Raw genomic sequence first — 15,452 nt, forward strand, 5'->3', positions numbered from 1 at the left:
CGCCCTTAGCGGATATTGATTTATAAAGAAGCGTGGAGAGACAGGCTCTGTGAAACGCTAGCAACCTAACCACCGGTGTTAAGGTGCTAATTCCTGAGTTCGGCAGGGTGCCGGACGAATATAAATTGATACGGTCATGAACAAGGGAATCAAGCCAACACAGTACGTATTATTACTTTCATCGGCAGCGCCTGAGCTGTCGCAAAACTGCTTTTTAGCTCCTGCTAAAGCTTCTGTCATGTGCACGCCCCTGTGTAGCATGCGCAGCTACTGTTGCTGCTAAACCACTCCGCTTTTCCGTTTTTTAACGCTGGGCCCTGCCGCAGATTTACCTGTAGCCACCGCCCCTCCGTAAGCGCCTTTGCGCCTACCCTAAACACAGCATACACCTACGTTTTATCTAACCTATACCATACGTCATGTCAAAATCACTGCACTTCGAGACACTACAGCTGCACGCCGGCCAGGAGATAGATCCAACCACACAGTCGCGCGCCGTACCCATCTACCAAACCACCTCCTACGCTTTTAAGAACGCCGAGCACGGCGCCAACCTGTTTGCCCTGAAGGAGTTCGGTAACATCTATACCCGTATCATGAACCCCACCACCGATGTGTTTGAAAAGCGCATCGCGGCGCTGGAAGGGGGAGTGGCGGCGGTGGCGGTGGCCTCAGGCCAGGCGGCCCAGTTTATTGCGCTCACCAACATACTGGAGGCCGGCGACAACTTTATCACCACCAGTTACCTCTATGGCGGCACTTACAACCAGTTTAAGGTATCGTTTAAGCGCCTGGGCATTGAGACGCGCTTTGCAGAAACCGATGAGGTGGCGAGCTACGAGAAGCTAATCGACGAAAAGACCAGGGCCATCTATGTTGAAACGATCGGCAACCCGCGCTTCAACATTCCTGACTTTGAGGCTGTTGCCGCTCTTGCCCGCAAGTATGATATTCCGCTGGTGGTGGATAATACCTTCGGGGCCGGCGGCTACCTGTTCCGTCCGTTGGAGCACGGGGCCAATGTGGTGGTTGAGTCTGCTACGAAATGGATCGGCGGGCATGGCACCAGCATCGGCGGTGTGCTAGTGGACGGCGGTAACTTTAACTGGGGCAACGGCAAGTTTAAGCAGTTCTCGGAGCCAAGCGAGGGTTACCACGGCCTTAACTTCTGGGAAGTGTTCGGGGAGGGCAGCCCTTTCGGGAATATCGCCTTTGCCATACGTGCCCGGGTGGAGGGGCTCCGGGATTTCGGTCCGGCACTGAGCCCATTCAACTCCTTCTTGCTGCTGCAGGGGCTGGAGACACTCTCGCTGCGCGTGGACAGGACGGTGCAGAATGCCCTGGCGCTGGCGCAGTGGCTGGAGCGGCAGGAGCTGGTGGAGAGCGTAAACTACCCTGGCCTGGAAAGCAGCCCCTATCATGAGCTGGCGCAGAAGTACCTCAAGCGCGGGTTTGGCGGCGTACTTTCCTTTAAGCTGAAGGGCGACAAGCAGCAGGCGGAGAAATTTGTCAACAGCCTGCAACTGGTAAGCCACCTGGCCAACGTGGGCGATGCCAAAACGTTGATCATCCACCCAGCCTCCACCACGCACCAACAGTTAAGCGATGCCGAGCAGCGAAGCGCCGGCGTAGACCCGACCTTGCTGCGGATATCCGCCGGCATAGAGCACCTCGACGACATTAAAGCAGATTTTGAGCAGGCCTTTGCCAAAGTAGAGGCTGAGCCCGCCATAGCCTAAGTATAAAATGCCAGAACACCACGTTTTTCACCATCAGCAAGAATTCAGGCTGGAGTCCGGGGCTTTGCTCCCTGGTTTCCAGCTGGCCTATACCACGTACGGCACGTTAAACCCGCAAGGCAGCAACGTTGTGTGGGTGTGCCATGCACTTACCGGCAGCGCCGATGTTACCGACTGGTGGGGCGACCTTTTCGGTGAGGGGAGGCTCTACGACCCGCGGGAGTGGTTTGTGGTGTGCGCCAACACGCTGGGCGGCTGCTACGGCTCTACGGGGCCGCTTTCTGTAAACCCCATTACACTGCAGCCATACTTCCATACCTTCCCGCAGTTTACGAACCGGGATGTGGTGCGTGCCTTTGACCTGCTGCGGCAGGAACTGGAGCTGGAGCGGGTGCATACCTTGCTGGGGGGCTCCCTGGGCGGGCAGCAGGCGTTGGAGTGGGCCCTGCTAAAGCCAAATGTGTTTGAGCGCCTGGTGCATGTGGCCAGCAACGCGCGGCACTCTCCGTGGGGTGTGGCCTTTAACGAGAGCCAACGCATGGCTATCCGGCAAGACCCGTCGTGGGGCAACAGCACGCGGGAGGCCGGTAAGGAAGGGCTGAAAACGGCCCGCGCGATCGCTATGCTCTCCTACAGGCACTACAATACGTACCACCTGTCGCAGCAGGAGCCGGGGCACAGCATCACCGATAGCTTCAGGGCCGCCAGCTACCAGGTGTACCAGGGAGAGAAGCTGGCAAACAGGTTTAACGCCTATACCTACTGGTTGCTTTCTAAGGCCATGGATGCACACAATGTGGGCCGCGACAGGGGAGGAGTGGAGAAGGCACTGGCGCAGCTAAGGGCGCGCTGCCTGTTTGTGGGGGTAGACACGGATCTGCTCTTTCCGGTGGAGGAGCAGCGTTTCCTGCATGAGCAGGTGCCGGGCTCGTCTTTCTGCCTCCTTCGCTCAAACTACGGCCACGACGGCTTTCTGGTGGAGGTGGAACAGCTGACGGATGCCATTCAAGATTTTTATCAACAGGAACAAGTAAAACAAGAACTGAACTATGAAAAGCAAGAGCGCTAAACGCATCGGTATATTTGGCTTCGGCTGTGTGGGCCAGGGGCTGCACGATGTGCTACAGGATAACCCGCACCTGGAGGTGGCCAGGATCTGCGTGCGCGACAGAGAAAAGCTGCGCACGCTGCCAAACGACACCTTTACCTATGACCCGCAGGAGCTGCTGCAGGACGAAAGCATAAGCCTTTTTGCCGAGCTGATCAGCGACCCGAAAGAGGCGCTGCAGATTGTGCGCCAGGCATTGGAGGCGGGTAAAACCATTGTGTCTGCCAACAAGAAGATGATCTCCGAGAACCTGCCGGAATTGGTGGCACTGCAGCAGGAGTTTGGGGGCACCTTACTGTATGAGGCGGCTGTTTGCGGCAGCATCCCAATTCTTCGTACGCTGGAGGCCTACTACGGCACCGAACCTTTGCAGGAGGTAAGCGGCATTCTGAACGGTTCTTCAAACTACATTCTGACCAAGCTGGATGCCGAAGGCCTGTCTTACGACGAGGCGCTGGCGCAGGCGCAGGCACTCGGCTTCGCGGAGGCCGACCCAACGCTGGACGTGGGCGGCTACGACGCCCTGCACAAAATCAGCCTGGTGGCCGCCCATGCTTTCGGGGCTGTTATTAAGCCGGAGCAGGTGCTGCGCGCAGGTATACAGCACATCACGAAGCGCGATATCAACCTGGCGCAGGCGCTGGGCGGGCGGTTCAGGCTGGTGGCCTCTGCCAAGGTTAACAAAAACAACAAGCTGGCGCTGCAGGTGCTGCCGACGCTCGTGTTCCCGGACTCTGACCTGTACTATGTGGAGGCGGAGTTTAACGGGGTGCACCTGCAGGCCAAATACGCCGGAGATCAGTTTCTGAAAGGCCGCGGAGCGGGCAGCCACCCGACCGGGTCGGCCGTTTGGGCGGACGTGTCGGCGGCGCTGGCGGGTTACAAGTACAACTACCCGAAGTTCACCTACGACTGCGAGGAGCGGCTGAAGCAGGTGCCGTTGGAGGAAGAGGACGAACTGAAGGTATACCTGCGCACGGCTATGCCGGAGCTGCTGCCCCAACTGCCGTGGCGGGAGCTGACCTCGTTTGGGGTAGATGCCAACGTGGGCCAACTGGTAGGCACCATGCGCCGCAAAGACCTGCTGCTGTACCTGCCGTCTCTGAAGCAAACCACCGCTTTTATTGCGCAGTTGCCTGCACATGTTACGGCAGAACAGGTGGTAAACGCGTCGTGCCAGGTGCTGGAAGAAGTGGCTTAAACCCGGAAAACGAAACCCATACTTTAAGTTGGTGTGCCTTAACTAAATAAATACATAGTCTTATTTGTGTATAGTACTTGTACTATATTTATTTTTATTTACTAAAACCGCAGCTATTATCCAAATCTTACCGTACAAATAATCAAGTAATTGGCGATTTAATTTGTACCGAGATGAAGAAAATATCTATACCCTTACTCACCTTTTTGCTGATGGTCTTTGCCCTTTCCTCCTGCAGACAAGACGAAGCCTCTCCTATAAAAAATGTGAAAGCAGGACCTAAGTTGCTGCGGTCCGAAATTGGCGGTGGAGCCTGTACCAACTATACCTACTTCTACAACAACGAGCAGAAAAGCCTGGGCAATGTGTTTACCAAGCAGGTGCTGGTAGCTTTTTCCAACGGCTTAAGCGCGGATGAAGAGGCACGTGTGGTGGAGCAGTATAATTTTGTGGCAGGCGTAAATGGCCACATCAGCACTAACTCGGCACTGTTACACAACATTGAGCTGGTGGACGGGCTAAACTGCCAGCAGGTGGAGCTGGCGATGGAGGCATTGGCCAAAGATCCTAACATAGCCTATGTGGCGCCCTACTTCCTGAGTGGAGACGGGTTGCTCGGCATCAGCAATGAGGCTATTGTAACGGTGGTGGAAGGCCAGGCAACGGCACTGGAGGCACTGGCCACGGCATACAAAGCAGAGGTGATGATGCCGCTGAGCGGGCAGACGTACCTGCTGCGCGTAGACAAGAACTCAGACGGAAACGCACTGCAACTGGCGAACTACCTGAAAAGCCAGGCGGGAATTGCTCACGCCGAACCGGATTTCCTGGTTTCGCTGGAGGTGCCGGTGGTAAAGCCGGTGTCTGAGCGAAAGAACAGGCCCGGTCTTATCCGATAACCTATCGTAGCCACAAAAAGAAAGGCCGCTCCTGTACAGGGGCGGCCTTTATTTTGTTATATTTCTCTTGTGCTACAGGTAGATGGCTTTTGCCTTGTCGCGCAGGTTGTAGGCAGAGGCCATTACCTCGCCGTAGGCGCCTGCCGACCGAATGGCGATCAAATCGCCGCGGTTGGTCTCGGGCAGCATCACCGCCTTGCCAAAGCAGTCGCTCGACTCGCAGATCGGGCCCACCACATCGTAGCGAACTTCTGCCTTTTTGCTCGTCAGGTTCTCTATCTTGTGGTACGATTGGTACAGCGCCGGGCGTATCAGCTCCGTCATGCCGGCATCCAGGATGGCAAAGTTGGTGGAGATGCCGTTTTTGATGTAAAGCACCCGCGAGACCAGCGTGCCGCACTGGGCAACCAGCGAGCGGCCCAGCTCAAAATGCACCTGCTGCCCCGGCCTCAGCTCCAGAAACTGGTTGAAGAGGGCAAAGTACGCCGCAAAGTCAGGGATAGGGTGCTGCTCCGGGTTGTAGTAATCCACACCCAGGCCACCGCCCACGTTCACATGCTCCAGGCGAATGTTGTGCGCCAGGAACCACTCCTGAAACTCATTTACGCGGGTACAAAGGTTCTTAAACACCGTCAGGTCCGTAATCTGGGAACCGATGTGGAAGTGAATGCCGATCAACTCCACGTGCTTTAGCTGCTGTAACAGCTCCAGCACGCTGTCCAGCTCCCAGGAGTTAATCCCGAACTTGTTTTCCTCCAGGCCGGTGGTAATGTACTTATGCGTGTTGGCGTTTACGTTCGGGTTGATGCGCAGCGCGACACGCGCCGTTTTGCCTTTCTTCTCCGCCAGCTCGTTCAGTACCTCCAGCTCGTGCTTAGACTCGCAGTTGAAGCAGAAGATCTCCTGCTCCAGGGCAAAGTTTATCTCTTCATCTGACTTCCCCACACCGGCGAACACCACCTCTTTCGGCGCGAAGCCGTTCTCGATGGCCGCCTTTACCTCGTTGCCGCTAACGCAGTCGGCCCCAAAGCCGTGTTGGCGCATTTCGGCTAAAACAGGTGCGTTGGCATTGGCTTTAAGGGCGTAATGCACATGGAAATTATACTTCTGGGCTTCCTGCCGGGCGGATTGCAGCGTTTGGCGCAGCAGGTTCAGGTCGTATGCATAAAACGGAGTAGCGTGTTGCTGCAGCTGCTCCGGGTTAAGCTTAAGCATGGGCGCCGTTTCTGTCAAAGATTCCATCGTTCAGTTTAGTTAAAGCCTCCACCTTATCCGTGGTGTTAATTAGGAGGCTGATGTTGTTTTTGCTTCCGCCGTAGGAGATCATGCGGAGGGCAATGTGTTTCAATGATTCGAAGATAGCCAGACCGGAGCCGCTGCGCTCGGCTATAAAGTCGCCTACCACACAGATAATGGTCTGCTCCTGGTCTACCTCTACCTGGCCAAACTCCTTCAGCTCCTTTACAATCTCGCTCAGGAACTTATCGTTGTCAATTGTTAAGGACACAGCCACCTCGGAGGTCGTGATCATGTCGATCGGCGTTTTATACCTTTCGAACACCTCAAACACGCTGCGCAGGAAGCCGTAGGCCAGCAGCATGCGCCCGGATTTTATCTTGATCGCCGTAATGCCGTCCTTGGCTGCTACTGCCTTTATCTTTCCTCCCTCTGCCTCGGAGCTGATGGTGGTGCCCCTTGCCTCCGGCTCCATCGTGTTGAGCAGCTTCACGGGAATGTTCTTCTGCTTGGCTGGCAGCACGCTGCTCGGGTGCAGGATCTTGGCTCCGAAGTAGGCTAACTCTGCTGCCTCGTCGAAGGAAAGCTCCGCGATCGGGTATGTGTTCTTTACAATGCGCGGATCGTTGTTGTGCATGCCGTCGATGTCGGTCCAGATCTGGATTTCTTCCGCTTCCACAGCTGCCCCGATAAGGGAGGCAGAGTAGTCGGAGCCGCCGCGCTTCAGGTTGTCAATCTCCCCGAAGGCGTTGCGGCAGATGTACCCCTGCGTCACAAACAGCTCCACACCCTCATGCTTCTGCAGCTCTTTCTGCAGTTGCTTGGCAATATAGTCGTTATCGGGCTCCTCGTTCTCATCGATCTTCATGAAGTTGAGGGCCGGCAGCAGAACGGAGTTCACCCCTTGCTCTTCGAGGTAAAACTGGAAAAGCGCCGTGCTCAGCAGCTCTCCCTGTGCCAGTACCGCGCGCTCCTCATGTATGGTGAAGAGGTCCAGGGTAAAGGCGGTGAGGTAGTCGAAATGCTGCTTGAGCAGCTCGTTGGCCTGTTTTTTCTTTTCGCCGGAGGTGTAGAGTTCCTCTGCCACCTGTTTATACTTATCGTGCAACGCCTTAATCAGCGCCTTTGCTTCGTCGTGTTTGTTCTGGTACAGTGTCTCCGCAATCTGTACCAATCCGTTTGTAGTGCCCGACATGGCCGACAGCACTACAATCTTAGGCTCATCGTTCTGGATGAGCGAGGCAACCGCCTTCATTCTCTCAGCAGACCCCACAGAGGTACCGCCGAACTTGAGTATTTTCATTTAATTACTATGAAATGAATAGTGTTAAGCTACAAAAGTAGCAAAAAATCAGCGCTTTTAGCTCGTTAAGGTACAGGAGGATGGGCACAAAAACAAAAAGGCCGGCTACTTTTGCCGGCCTTTTTGTGAGGCTTCAGGTGTTGTTATGCGCGGTTACTTTTTAACCACCTTCGTGCTGCCGCTGATGCCGTTGCCCTGCAGGCGCAGGATGTACATGCCGCTGTGCAACCCTCTGATTGGCAAGGTAAGCGTGTTTGCGCCCGGCTGTAGCTGCACGGTGCCCTGGTATACTTGCTGGCCCTGCATATCGGTGAGGGTAACGCTTGCCTCGCCGGCGGTTGGGGCGGCCACTGTGAGGTTAAGCTGCTGCCTGAACGGGTTCGGCCAGGCCTCCAGTTGCTCTTCCTCGGTCACCAGCCCGCGGGTGTTAACGGCCACCACGTTGCTGTAAGCAAACTCCCCATTGTAGTCCACCTGCTTCAGGCGGTAGTACACGGTGGAGGAAAGTGGCGCTGTGTCTACGAAAGCGTAGCGCTGTGGCTGTGTCGTGGTGCCGGCCCCGGCTACCTTTCCGATTGCCGCGAACTGTTTGCCGTCCTCGCTTCGCTCCACTATAAACTCTTTGTTGTTTTCTTCGGAAGCGGTTAACCACTGCAGGCTTACCTGCCCCTGCTGAACTGCCGCTGTAAAGTACACCAGCTCAACCGGAAGAGGGACAATCACAGGCTCCTCTCCGTAGATGCGCAGGAGGATTGGTGTAATGGTTTCGATTCCCCTGCCATCTATCGTGCTGACACTAAAGCTGTAGGTGCCTGTCTCCAGGAAAGCGGGGTTGACTACTTTGATGGTGCCGTTTGTGGCGATTTCCAGCGCCTCATTCGGGAAGAATCCACTACCCGCTACATATGTTGCGTCACCTATGCCCTCATCAGGGTCAGTTGCAGTGGCCATTGTATCGTTGACAGCGTACTCGTCGATGTACTTCGGCGGTGCAATGTTATAAACTGCCGGGCAGTTCACTGTGATTTGCACGGTCGCGTCTGCCGTACCCGTTGAGCCGCCACAGCTTGTGTCAATTGTCCACCTGAACACATATATGCCAGAGGTGAGCCCAGTAACTTCTGTTACGTAGTTTTCCGGACTAACTATTTGGGCATCGGTGTTGTTGCCCGGGCTGTAGTCAAGGGTCCAGCGGCCGCTTCCCGGGGCCGGGTTTGTGCCTTGTAGTGTCACGGTACTGCCGCACACGGTGCGCGACTCTCCTGCCGATACAGCGACATCCCCGCTGCTCACAATCAGTGTTTCCCTGTCTATAAGGTTAACACTACAGCCGTTCGCTTCTGTAACCTTAAAGTAGTAGGTTGTGGTTGCTGTAGGCGATACTGTTACGGACATCTCTGTACCGTTTCCCGTGAAGTTAGGAGTTCCGGGTACCTGTTCGTTTGTAGAGCCTTCGAACAGCTGGTAAGTAGCGCCGTCGTTGTTTGTCTGTACAGTGATAACGGCCGATCCGCCGGAACAGATTTCTGAGCGGCTAATCGTTACAGCCTGGTTTGCTAGAGGTCCGTTTACAGTGTAGGTCACCTTCTGGATGTTTTCTGCTGAGCAACTGCTTGGCTGGCTCGTGTCTGTGATGCGCAAGCCATAGGTGGTGGTCGCACTGACTGAGGCAACCGTAAAAGTTAGGTTGCCAGCCGTGCCTGGGCTTGCAGGGTTATCACTGTCTGTCGCAGTAATAACCGGTTCTTTCGTCGCGTCGTTAATCAGCTCATACCTGTATCCCGGTTGTGCATTCGCCACAGTTATCACCGGAGAGGTACCTGCACAGCCAGCATTGCTGCTGATCGTGAGCTGATAGTTGTTGCTTGGGAGCGGGTTAATCGTTACCACTACTGATCCGGGCAGTACCACATCGCAGGCCGTGCCTCCTACCTTGCGTGCCCTTACACGCAGGGTGGTCGCACTTGTAAGGGCCCCGGAGGTTAAGGTTAGCGCTCCGCCTGTACCTAAAACAGAGCTACCTGTTTCGGTGTAGGTGTAGTTAGGGGCTGTGCCTGCCTGGGTTACAAGCCTGTAGCTAACACCCGGCTGCGAGTTGTTTACCGTTACAGTGGCGCTGTCACCGCTACATATAGTAGCAGCAGCCGGCGAAACAGTTGGCGCTGAGGAGGGTGGGCTACAGGCTACCACTACTGGCGCTGCTTTTGCACTTTCGCACCCGTCTGTTGGGGTGTAGGTTGCTGTAACCGAAGCGCCTGCAAAAACTTCCTGTGGGGCTACACCGCTTACTGCCCAGGTTCCGTCGCTGGAGACCAGCACAGGTGTAGCAAAAGGAGTACCCTCAATATAAAGTATAACCTTGGCGCCTGCCGCACTGGCAGGGCCTGTGCCTGCTATACTTGTGGCGCCTTCTGTAATCGGAGTGTTGATAACGAGTGGTTCTGTTGGTCCGGCCGTAGCGCGCACAGCGTTAGAGTTAACACTGCGTACTTTTCCCGGAGCCTTTGCCCTTGCCGTGATGGCGGTTCCTGCGGTGATACCGCCTCCGGCCACAGAAGATAAATCAACAGCCCAGGCCCCTGTGCTGGTTACCGTGGCTGTGATCGGGGTGCTTGTGCCGCTCTGCGTGACAAGCGTGCCGTTTCGCTCCCCTGCCGTGCCGCCTGTGTAGAACTGCAGCACTGTGCCTGCCGGCTCTGCAGAAGTGCCGGTTAAGGTAGTGACCAAGCCGCATTTCGGTTCACTTATAGTAGGCGCCGCTGTTGTTGGCTGTACCGCCAGGAAGTTGGAAGTAGTTGAGGCACCACTGCAACCAGCGGTTTGAACGGTTCTGACAGACAGAACATCGCCAACAGCCAGTGAAACACCCGTTACATTGAGAGTTTGAGTGGTGGTGCCTACCGTATAAGGCGCTGATACAGTTGTAGCCGTCCCGTTCCTGTATAGAACCAAGTTGCCCGCTTGGGTTGCCCCGTTGAAGTTTATGTCAACAGTAAGAGAGGTTATGTTAGTTGGCACCTCGGTAGTGGCCGATGTGTTCGTGCTGTTTAGCACACTGTTGTACGTTACACCTGTAACGGTTACCGTGTGCGGGTTGGTAGAGGAGTTTCCTCCGGATGAAAAGCATAGCTGGTTTGAGCGGAGGGACTGGCAACCTGTGGCTGTTCCTGCCTGGGTGGTGGGGGTAGAGGTGATAACATAGCTTTTGCCCTGCGCGACCTGAAGCGCAGCCGGTGCACCTGTAGACGCACTAGGGTAAGACGTGCCCGCGGTAAGGTTTAGAGGGGCCGTTGTAGCCGAGGTGTTATCAGTTAAATTGTAAACCGTTATCACCTGATACCCACTGCTGCTCGGGGTGAAAACGAGGGACCTGTTGCCTGTTGTGCCGGTTATGCCTGTAAGTTTCGGCGCTGGCGTAGCCAAGCAGATGCCTGCACTAACTGTGACAGGTGCTGATGCGGGAGAGACCGTTTTGCCTGTAGGAGACATTGTCGCGGTGATGACATCTCCCGCTGCTAGCAGTGTGCTAGAGATACCGGTCAAAGTCCAGGTGCCGTTTGCCGCCACCGTAGGGCAGCTCGGTTGGCCTGAGGTGCCACATACAGCGGTTCCGTTTCTGTAGACGGTCACAACCGAACCGACAGCCTCCGTGGAAGTGCCTGAGATTGAGGTGCTGTTGGCAAGTATGGGAGGCGTTACTGTTGGCGCAGCGGCGGTTAGCTGCGGAAAGCCGGATGCCTGTAAGGTGTTTAAGGTCGTGGCCGGAAAAGTACCGATCAAGGCGCGCCAGGCAGAGGGGGCGTCATAGTTGTAGGCCTGGAAGTTAACCCCACCCACATCCGATACCGTGCCTGTAAGGCCGCTTTGTGCACTGGTGATGGTAATACCGCTCATGCGCAGGGGCGTAGTTGCCGAAATACCTCCCTTAAAAGCTGTTAGCGGCACATAAAAATCATAGAAGTAGTCGGGGCTGCCCCCTGAGGTAGACGCAGCCACTGCTTTCTGGGCATATTGGTCCACTGAGCCGCTAAATACTACTTCGCTTCCGGATGAGGAGTGTTTGATTACCTGAACAGCGAAATTGGAGGCAAGCAATACCTCATACTCAAAGCCCGGGTTTGAGCCTGTGCCGGTAAAGGTCTGGTCACTGTCAATCAGCACGCTGTATCCTTTAGAGGCAGTGGAGGAGCTCCCGAGCCTTACCCGGAACAGGAGGTGGGTGCCGTTGAAATAAGCAGCTATCGGCGAACCTGTTGAGGGTGCGGTAAGCGGCGTGGCAGGTGCTGCCAGATCCGTGTGCCCCCCTGAGGAGCCAGTGTTCAGGTCTCCCAGCGGTTCTGTTGTAAGTGCCGGAAAAGAGCGGAAGGGAATCTCACTGTAGTTGGCGCCTTCGTCTGACGCTCCGGAAAAGCCTCTTGGGCTAACGGATACATAACCGTCTCCGTTAGGGTCCAGAACACTGGAGCCGCCACCGGTGGCTGACTTGTAAATAAAGCCCGGCGTCTGCGCAAAGGCAGGCAGGGTAGCACTAAGAAAGAACGAAAGTAGAAAGGCTATTCTGAGGTACAAGTTTGTTTTCATAAGGTATTATTTTGTGCAGTTAAAAGGAAGTAGCACTGTCGCAATTGCCCTGTTAAAAATGGTAGCAACCCGGTGCTATTGTATTGGGTTTATTTACTCAGATATGATGTAATTGGATTATATTCATAGCGTTTATTGGCTGTGCTTGCATAGGGATGGTGCGTTATTTTAAATACTAGCGTGATGGGGGTTATGGTGTGTATTACATGTATAGTACTTTAGAATATATTCATTTAACCGTATTGTACTGATTTATAAATGTATGAGTTACTGATATTGTGTTAATTTAAGCTGAAGTAAAGGCGGGAAGTAGTTTACAGCAGTGAAGTGCCCATTTGAATGTGGTAACAGCCATGTTCCTGCCGTGTAGGCAAGCGCTTCACGGGCAACAGTACGCCAGTGTAAGGGAGGCGCGTTTGGCCACTGTATCCGTGGCGACTGCCATGCGGTGGAAAAGGCAGGGGCTGCGCCTGCTGCCGCTTTAACGGAGGCGATTTCCGCTTTAGAAGAAAGGCACAATAGGGGCAAGCGCTTCACCGGAAGCGCTGCGGGTAAAGCTGATCGGCAGGAGCGGGTCTTGCGCCTGAAAAGGAGTTGAAAAAAGAATAAAGCCGCTACTGTGCCAGGCGCACCACGACACTGGCGGCGTTTCCGCCGAAGCCTGCCGCATTTACCATCACCCGCTGTATCGGTTTGGGTTGAGCCTGGGTAAGCAGGTTCGGGTAGGGGATGGAAGCATACTGCTGTTGCTGCAGCACATGTAGGGCATACTGCAGGCTGAGTGCCCCAGAGGCGCCCAGCGTGTGCCCGAGCAGCCACTTATTAGTCGTGATAGCCGGGGCTGCATCGCCAAAAACAGCCTGTACGGCGGCCAGCTCTGCCTTGTCTCCGGCGCGGGTGCCGGGGGTGTGGGTAATGATGAGATCTACTGTGGGGTTTGGCTCCGGCAGTTGAGCCAGCGCCTGTCGCATTGCTTTCTGAAAGTTAATTCCTTCGGCTGAGATCCCGGTTTTACTGACCAGTTTCTCAAAGCCCAGCCCGACAGCTTCCACAATAGCCGTTCCTGCCAAGGGTTTCTCCTGTACCTCTAGCGCAAACACGGCGGCCCCTTCTCCTAAGGTAAAGGTGTTCTGCTTTTCTACAGCATACGGCTGGCAAGGGTAAGGCTGGCCGACAAGTCTCGAGTAAATCCCCACCGCTTTCATCTGGGCAATGGTGAAGTCTGTCAGCGGAGCCTCGGTGCCACCCGCCAGAAAGCGTTTGGCCATGCCTGCCTTTAGCCAGGCTGCACCGTTAGCGACAGCCATCAGGGCAGTGCTGCAGGTAATGGAATGGCTGATCTGACCGCCGCCAGCATTAACCGCGTGGGCTACCCAGCTTGATAAGTTGCCAAGGGTGGTGGTGGGGGAGGCGCTGGAAGAGAGGTTATGCTGCTGGAATGCCTCATAGTGCGTTTCAAAAAGACCGGTTGCACCTCTGGAAGAGCCTATGTTCACAGCCAGGTCGTCATCGGCGGGGCCCTTTTCGTGGAGCCACCCGGCCTGCTCCGTCGCATGCCGGGCCGCATACACAGCCATTAAAACGGAGCGGTCAAGCTGTTTGTAGGTAGGGTTGGCCTCAAGCAGCAGCTCTAGCTGTGCTTCGGCCTCCGGAGGCAAGGCGGCAACGGGGGTAGGCTGGCCCTGGTGTTGCACCGTGCTGAAGGCGGGGGCACCTTTTCTGTAAGCTGCCGCCGTAGTTGCCGCATCATAGCCCAGCGGTGAAATTACCCCACAGCCACGGATAACGATATGTTTCTGCTCCTCTCTCATACCGGCTGCAAAGGTATAGCATAAATAGAAAAGAAGTGCGCTGGCGGCGGTTTTTGTTGCCGGAACCACCGCCAGCACACCTCCATGTTATAGGCTACACCGGGTGCAGCTCCCTAAAGTTTAGTCATGGAGCATGTCCAGGTCCGGGCGCGGGTGGTGCCTTTTGCCCGTTACAATCTCCTGCATGCCGACAATGGCCTGGTATACCTGGTCGAGTTGCTGATCGGTGATGCAGTAGGGTGGAATAACATAGATAATGTTGCCGAGCGGGCGAAGGATAACCCCTTTCTCCAGCCCAAAGCTATACAGGGTGTCGCGCAAATCACTGAAGTAGGAGGTGGCGCCGTCTTCGAACTCTACAGCCAGGATAGTGCCCTGTTGCCGTACTTCCAGCACTTGCGGCAGGTTTTTTATACTTGCAGCGAAGGCGGCGTGGCGCTGCACGATGCGGTTTATACTTTCCTGCGTCTCCTCCTGCAGCAGCAGGTCCATGCTTGCCAGGCCGGCGGCACAGGCAACGGGGTTAGCGGTGTAGCTGTGGCCGTGGAAAAGGGTTTTGCCTTTATCATCGTGCAGGAAAGCCTCGTAGACTTTTTCACTGCAGGACGTTGCCCCCAGGGCCATGGTGCCACCTGTCAGGCCTTTCGACAGACAGACCATGTCCGGTTTCTGCTGCAGGTAATCCGTGGCGAAGGTGCGGCCGGTGCGGCCAAAGCCCGTCATCACCTCATCGGCAATGGTCAGGATGTCGTGCTGCCGGCAAATCTCAATGAGCCTGTCCAGCACCTCAGGCGTGTACATCACCATTCCGGCAGTGCCCAAAACCAGCGGCTCGTAGATAAAAGCGGCCACATCGCCTGCCAGCGCGCAAGTTTCCAGCTGCTTTACACTTTCCTCTTCGTTGCCCGGGGTAGGCACATCGATAAACTGCACCTCAAACAAGTACGACCAGAAAGGAACAGTAAAGGCGCTGCGCGCGCTCACCGACATGGCCCCGAAGGTATCGCCGTGGTAGCTGTCGCGGAAGGCAATGATCTTCTTCTTAGGGGTGCCAAAGTTGTTCCAGTACTGGATGGCCATTTTCAGCGCCACTTCCACCGCTGTAGAGCCGTTGTCGGAGTAGAAGATGCGGCTCTGGCCCTGTGGCAGTATCTGCAAAAGGCGCTCGGCAAAGGTGACGGCGGCAGGGTGCGTAAACCCGGCGAAGATAACGTGCTCCAGCGTGTTTAGCTGCTCTGTCACTTTCTGGGCAATGTAGGGGTGCGCGTGGCCATGCAGGTTTACCCACCACGAAGCCACGGCATCAACGTAGGAGGTGCCATCCTCTGAAAACAGAAGCGCTCCCTCGCCCCGGACAATCGGAACAGGAAGCGCGGCGGTTTTCATTTGTGTATAGGGATGCCAGATAACGTTATGGTCGCGTTCGGCTAAATTCATTTCTTTTATTAGATTTTAGACAGAGGACAGAAGACACAAGACTAAAAATAGAAAGAAGTATGGTAAAGGCATTGTTGTTACAGTTGCCTTACTCTCGCTAAGACATTAACTACATAAATTTTCTTGTGTCTTGCGTC

Annotated in this window: 9 protein-coding genes and 1 riboswitch; of the genes, 4 read left to right on the forward strand and 5 right to left on the reverse strand. The window is 55.3% G+C overall.

Annotation, left to right across the window (positions count from 1 at the left end; all coding sequences use genetic code 11):
- Positions 1 to 17: 17 nt before the first annotated feature.
- Positions 18 to 127, forward strand: a riboswitch (SAM riboswitch).
- Between the two features lie 292 nt (positions 128 to 419).
- The 4 genes from CA264_RS02380 (at position 420) to CA264_RS02395 (ending at position 4,947) form a co-directional block, all read left to right on the forward strand.
- The gene (locus tag CA264_RS02380; RefSeq protein WP_025604243.1) at positions 420 to 1,739 is read left to right on the forward strand and encodes an O-acetylhomoserine aminocarboxypropyltransferase/cysteine synthase family protein; all 1,320 of its coding nucleotides are present in this window, start codon (positions 420 to 422) and stop codon (positions 1,737 to 1,739) included.
- Positions 1,740 to 1,746: 7 nt separating this feature from the next.
- Positions 1,747 to 2,808: a homoserine O-acetyltransferase family protein gene (locus CA264_RS02385; RefSeq protein ID WP_025604245.1), complete on the forward strand. Its 1,062-nt coding sequence runs from the start codon at positions 1,747 to 1,749 to the stop codon at positions 2,806 to 2,808.
- On the forward strand, positions 2,789 to 4,048 hold the full coding sequence (locus CA264_RS02390; protein ID WP_025604247.1) for a homoserine dehydrogenase: 1,260 nt from the start codon (positions 2,789 to 2,791) through the stop codon (positions 4,046 to 4,048). The genes CA264_RS02385 and CA264_RS02390 overlap by 20 nt, the downstream gene beginning before the upstream one ends.
- Before the next feature lie 173 nt (positions 4,049 to 4,221).
- The gene (locus tag CA264_RS02395) at positions 4,222 to 4,947 is read left to right on the forward strand and encodes a hypothetical protein (RefSeq protein WP_162912051.1); all 726 of its coding nucleotides are present in this window, start codon (positions 4,222 to 4,224) and stop codon (positions 4,945 to 4,947) included.
- A gap of 72 nt (positions 4,948 to 5,019) precedes the next feature.
- Here CA264_RS02395 and lysA read toward each other — a convergent pair whose 3' ends face one another.
- The 5 genes from lysA to bioA form a co-directional block, all read right to left on the reverse strand.
- On the reverse strand, positions 5,020 to 6,189 hold the full coding sequence (gene lysA / locus CA264_RS02400; RefSeq protein WP_237151163.1) for a diaminopimelate decarboxylase: 1,170 nt from the start codon (positions 6,187 to 6,189) through the stop codon (positions 5,020 to 5,022).
- Entirely contained in the window at positions 6,155 to 7,486 is a 1,332-nt protein-coding gene (locus CA264_RS02405) for an aspartate kinase (RefSeq protein WP_025604253.1), read from the reverse strand. The genes lysA and CA264_RS02405 overlap by 35 nt, the downstream gene beginning before the upstream one ends.
- Before the next feature lie 153 nt (positions 7,487 to 7,639).
- The gene (locus tag CA264_RS02410) at positions 7,640 to 12,067 is read right to left on the reverse strand and encodes a T9SS type A sorting domain-containing protein (RefSeq protein ID WP_025604255.1); all 4,428 of its coding nucleotides are present in this window, start codon (positions 12,065 to 12,067) and stop codon (positions 7,640 to 7,642) included.
- A 614-nt stretch (positions 12,068 to 12,681) separates the two neighbouring features.
- Positions 12,682 to 13,878: a beta-ketoacyl synthase N-terminal-like domain-containing protein gene (locus tag CA264_RS02415; RefSeq protein ID WP_036775156.1), complete on the reverse strand. Its 1,197-nt coding sequence runs from the start codon at positions 13,876 to 13,878 to the stop codon at positions 12,682 to 12,684.
- Between the two features lie 120 nt (positions 13,879 to 13,998).
- Entirely contained in the window at positions 13,999 to 15,315 is a 1,317-nt protein-coding gene (gene bioA / locus CA264_RS02420) for an adenosylmethionine--8-amino-7-oxononanoate transaminase (protein ID WP_025604259.1), read from the reverse strand.
- Positions 15,316 to 15,452 lie beyond the last annotated feature (137 nt).

This window comes from Pontibacter actiniarum (genome assembly GCF_003585765.1).
GTDB classification, from domain to species: domain Bacteria; phylum Bacteroidota; class Bacteroidia; order Cytophagales; family Hymenobacteraceae; genus Pontibacter; species Pontibacter actiniarum.

Excerpts from the sequence above, each read along its gene's own strand:
- CA264_RS02395 (WP_162912051.1), top strand. The coding sequence starts at position 4,222 with ATGAAGAAAATATCTATACCCTTACTCACCTTTTTGCTGATGGTCTTT.
- CA264_RS02405 (WP_025604253.1), bottom strand. The coding sequence starts at position 7,486 with ATGAAAATACTCAAGTTCGGCGGTACCTCTGTGGGGTCTGCTGAGAGA.
- CA264_RS02410 (WP_025604255.1), bottom strand. The coding sequence starts at position 12,067 with ATGAAAACAAACTTGTACCTCAGAATAGCCTTTCTACTTTCGTTCTTT.
- lysA (WP_237151163.1), bottom strand. The coding sequence starts at position 6,189 with ATGGAATCTTTGACAGAAACGGCGCCCATGCTTAAGCTTAACCCGGAG.
- CA264_RS02415 (WP_036775156.1), bottom strand. The coding sequence starts at position 13,878 with ATGAGAGAGGAGCAGAAACATATCGTTATCCGTGGCTGTGGGGTAATT.
- CA264_RS02380 (WP_025604243.1), top strand. The coding sequence starts at position 420 with ATGTCAAAATCACTGCACTTCGAGACACTACAGCTGCACGCCGGCCAG.
- bioA (WP_025604259.1), bottom strand. The coding sequence starts at position 15,315 with ATGAATTTAGCCGAACGCGACCATAACGTTATCTGGCATCCCTATACA.
- CA264_RS02390 (WP_025604247.1), top strand. The coding sequence starts at position 2,789 with ATGAAAAGCAAGAGCGCTAAACGCATCGGTATATTTGGCTTCGGCTGT.
- CA264_RS02385 (WP_025604245.1), top strand. The coding sequence starts at position 1,747 with ATGCCAGAACACCACGTTTTTCACCATCAGCAAGAATTCAGGCTGGAG.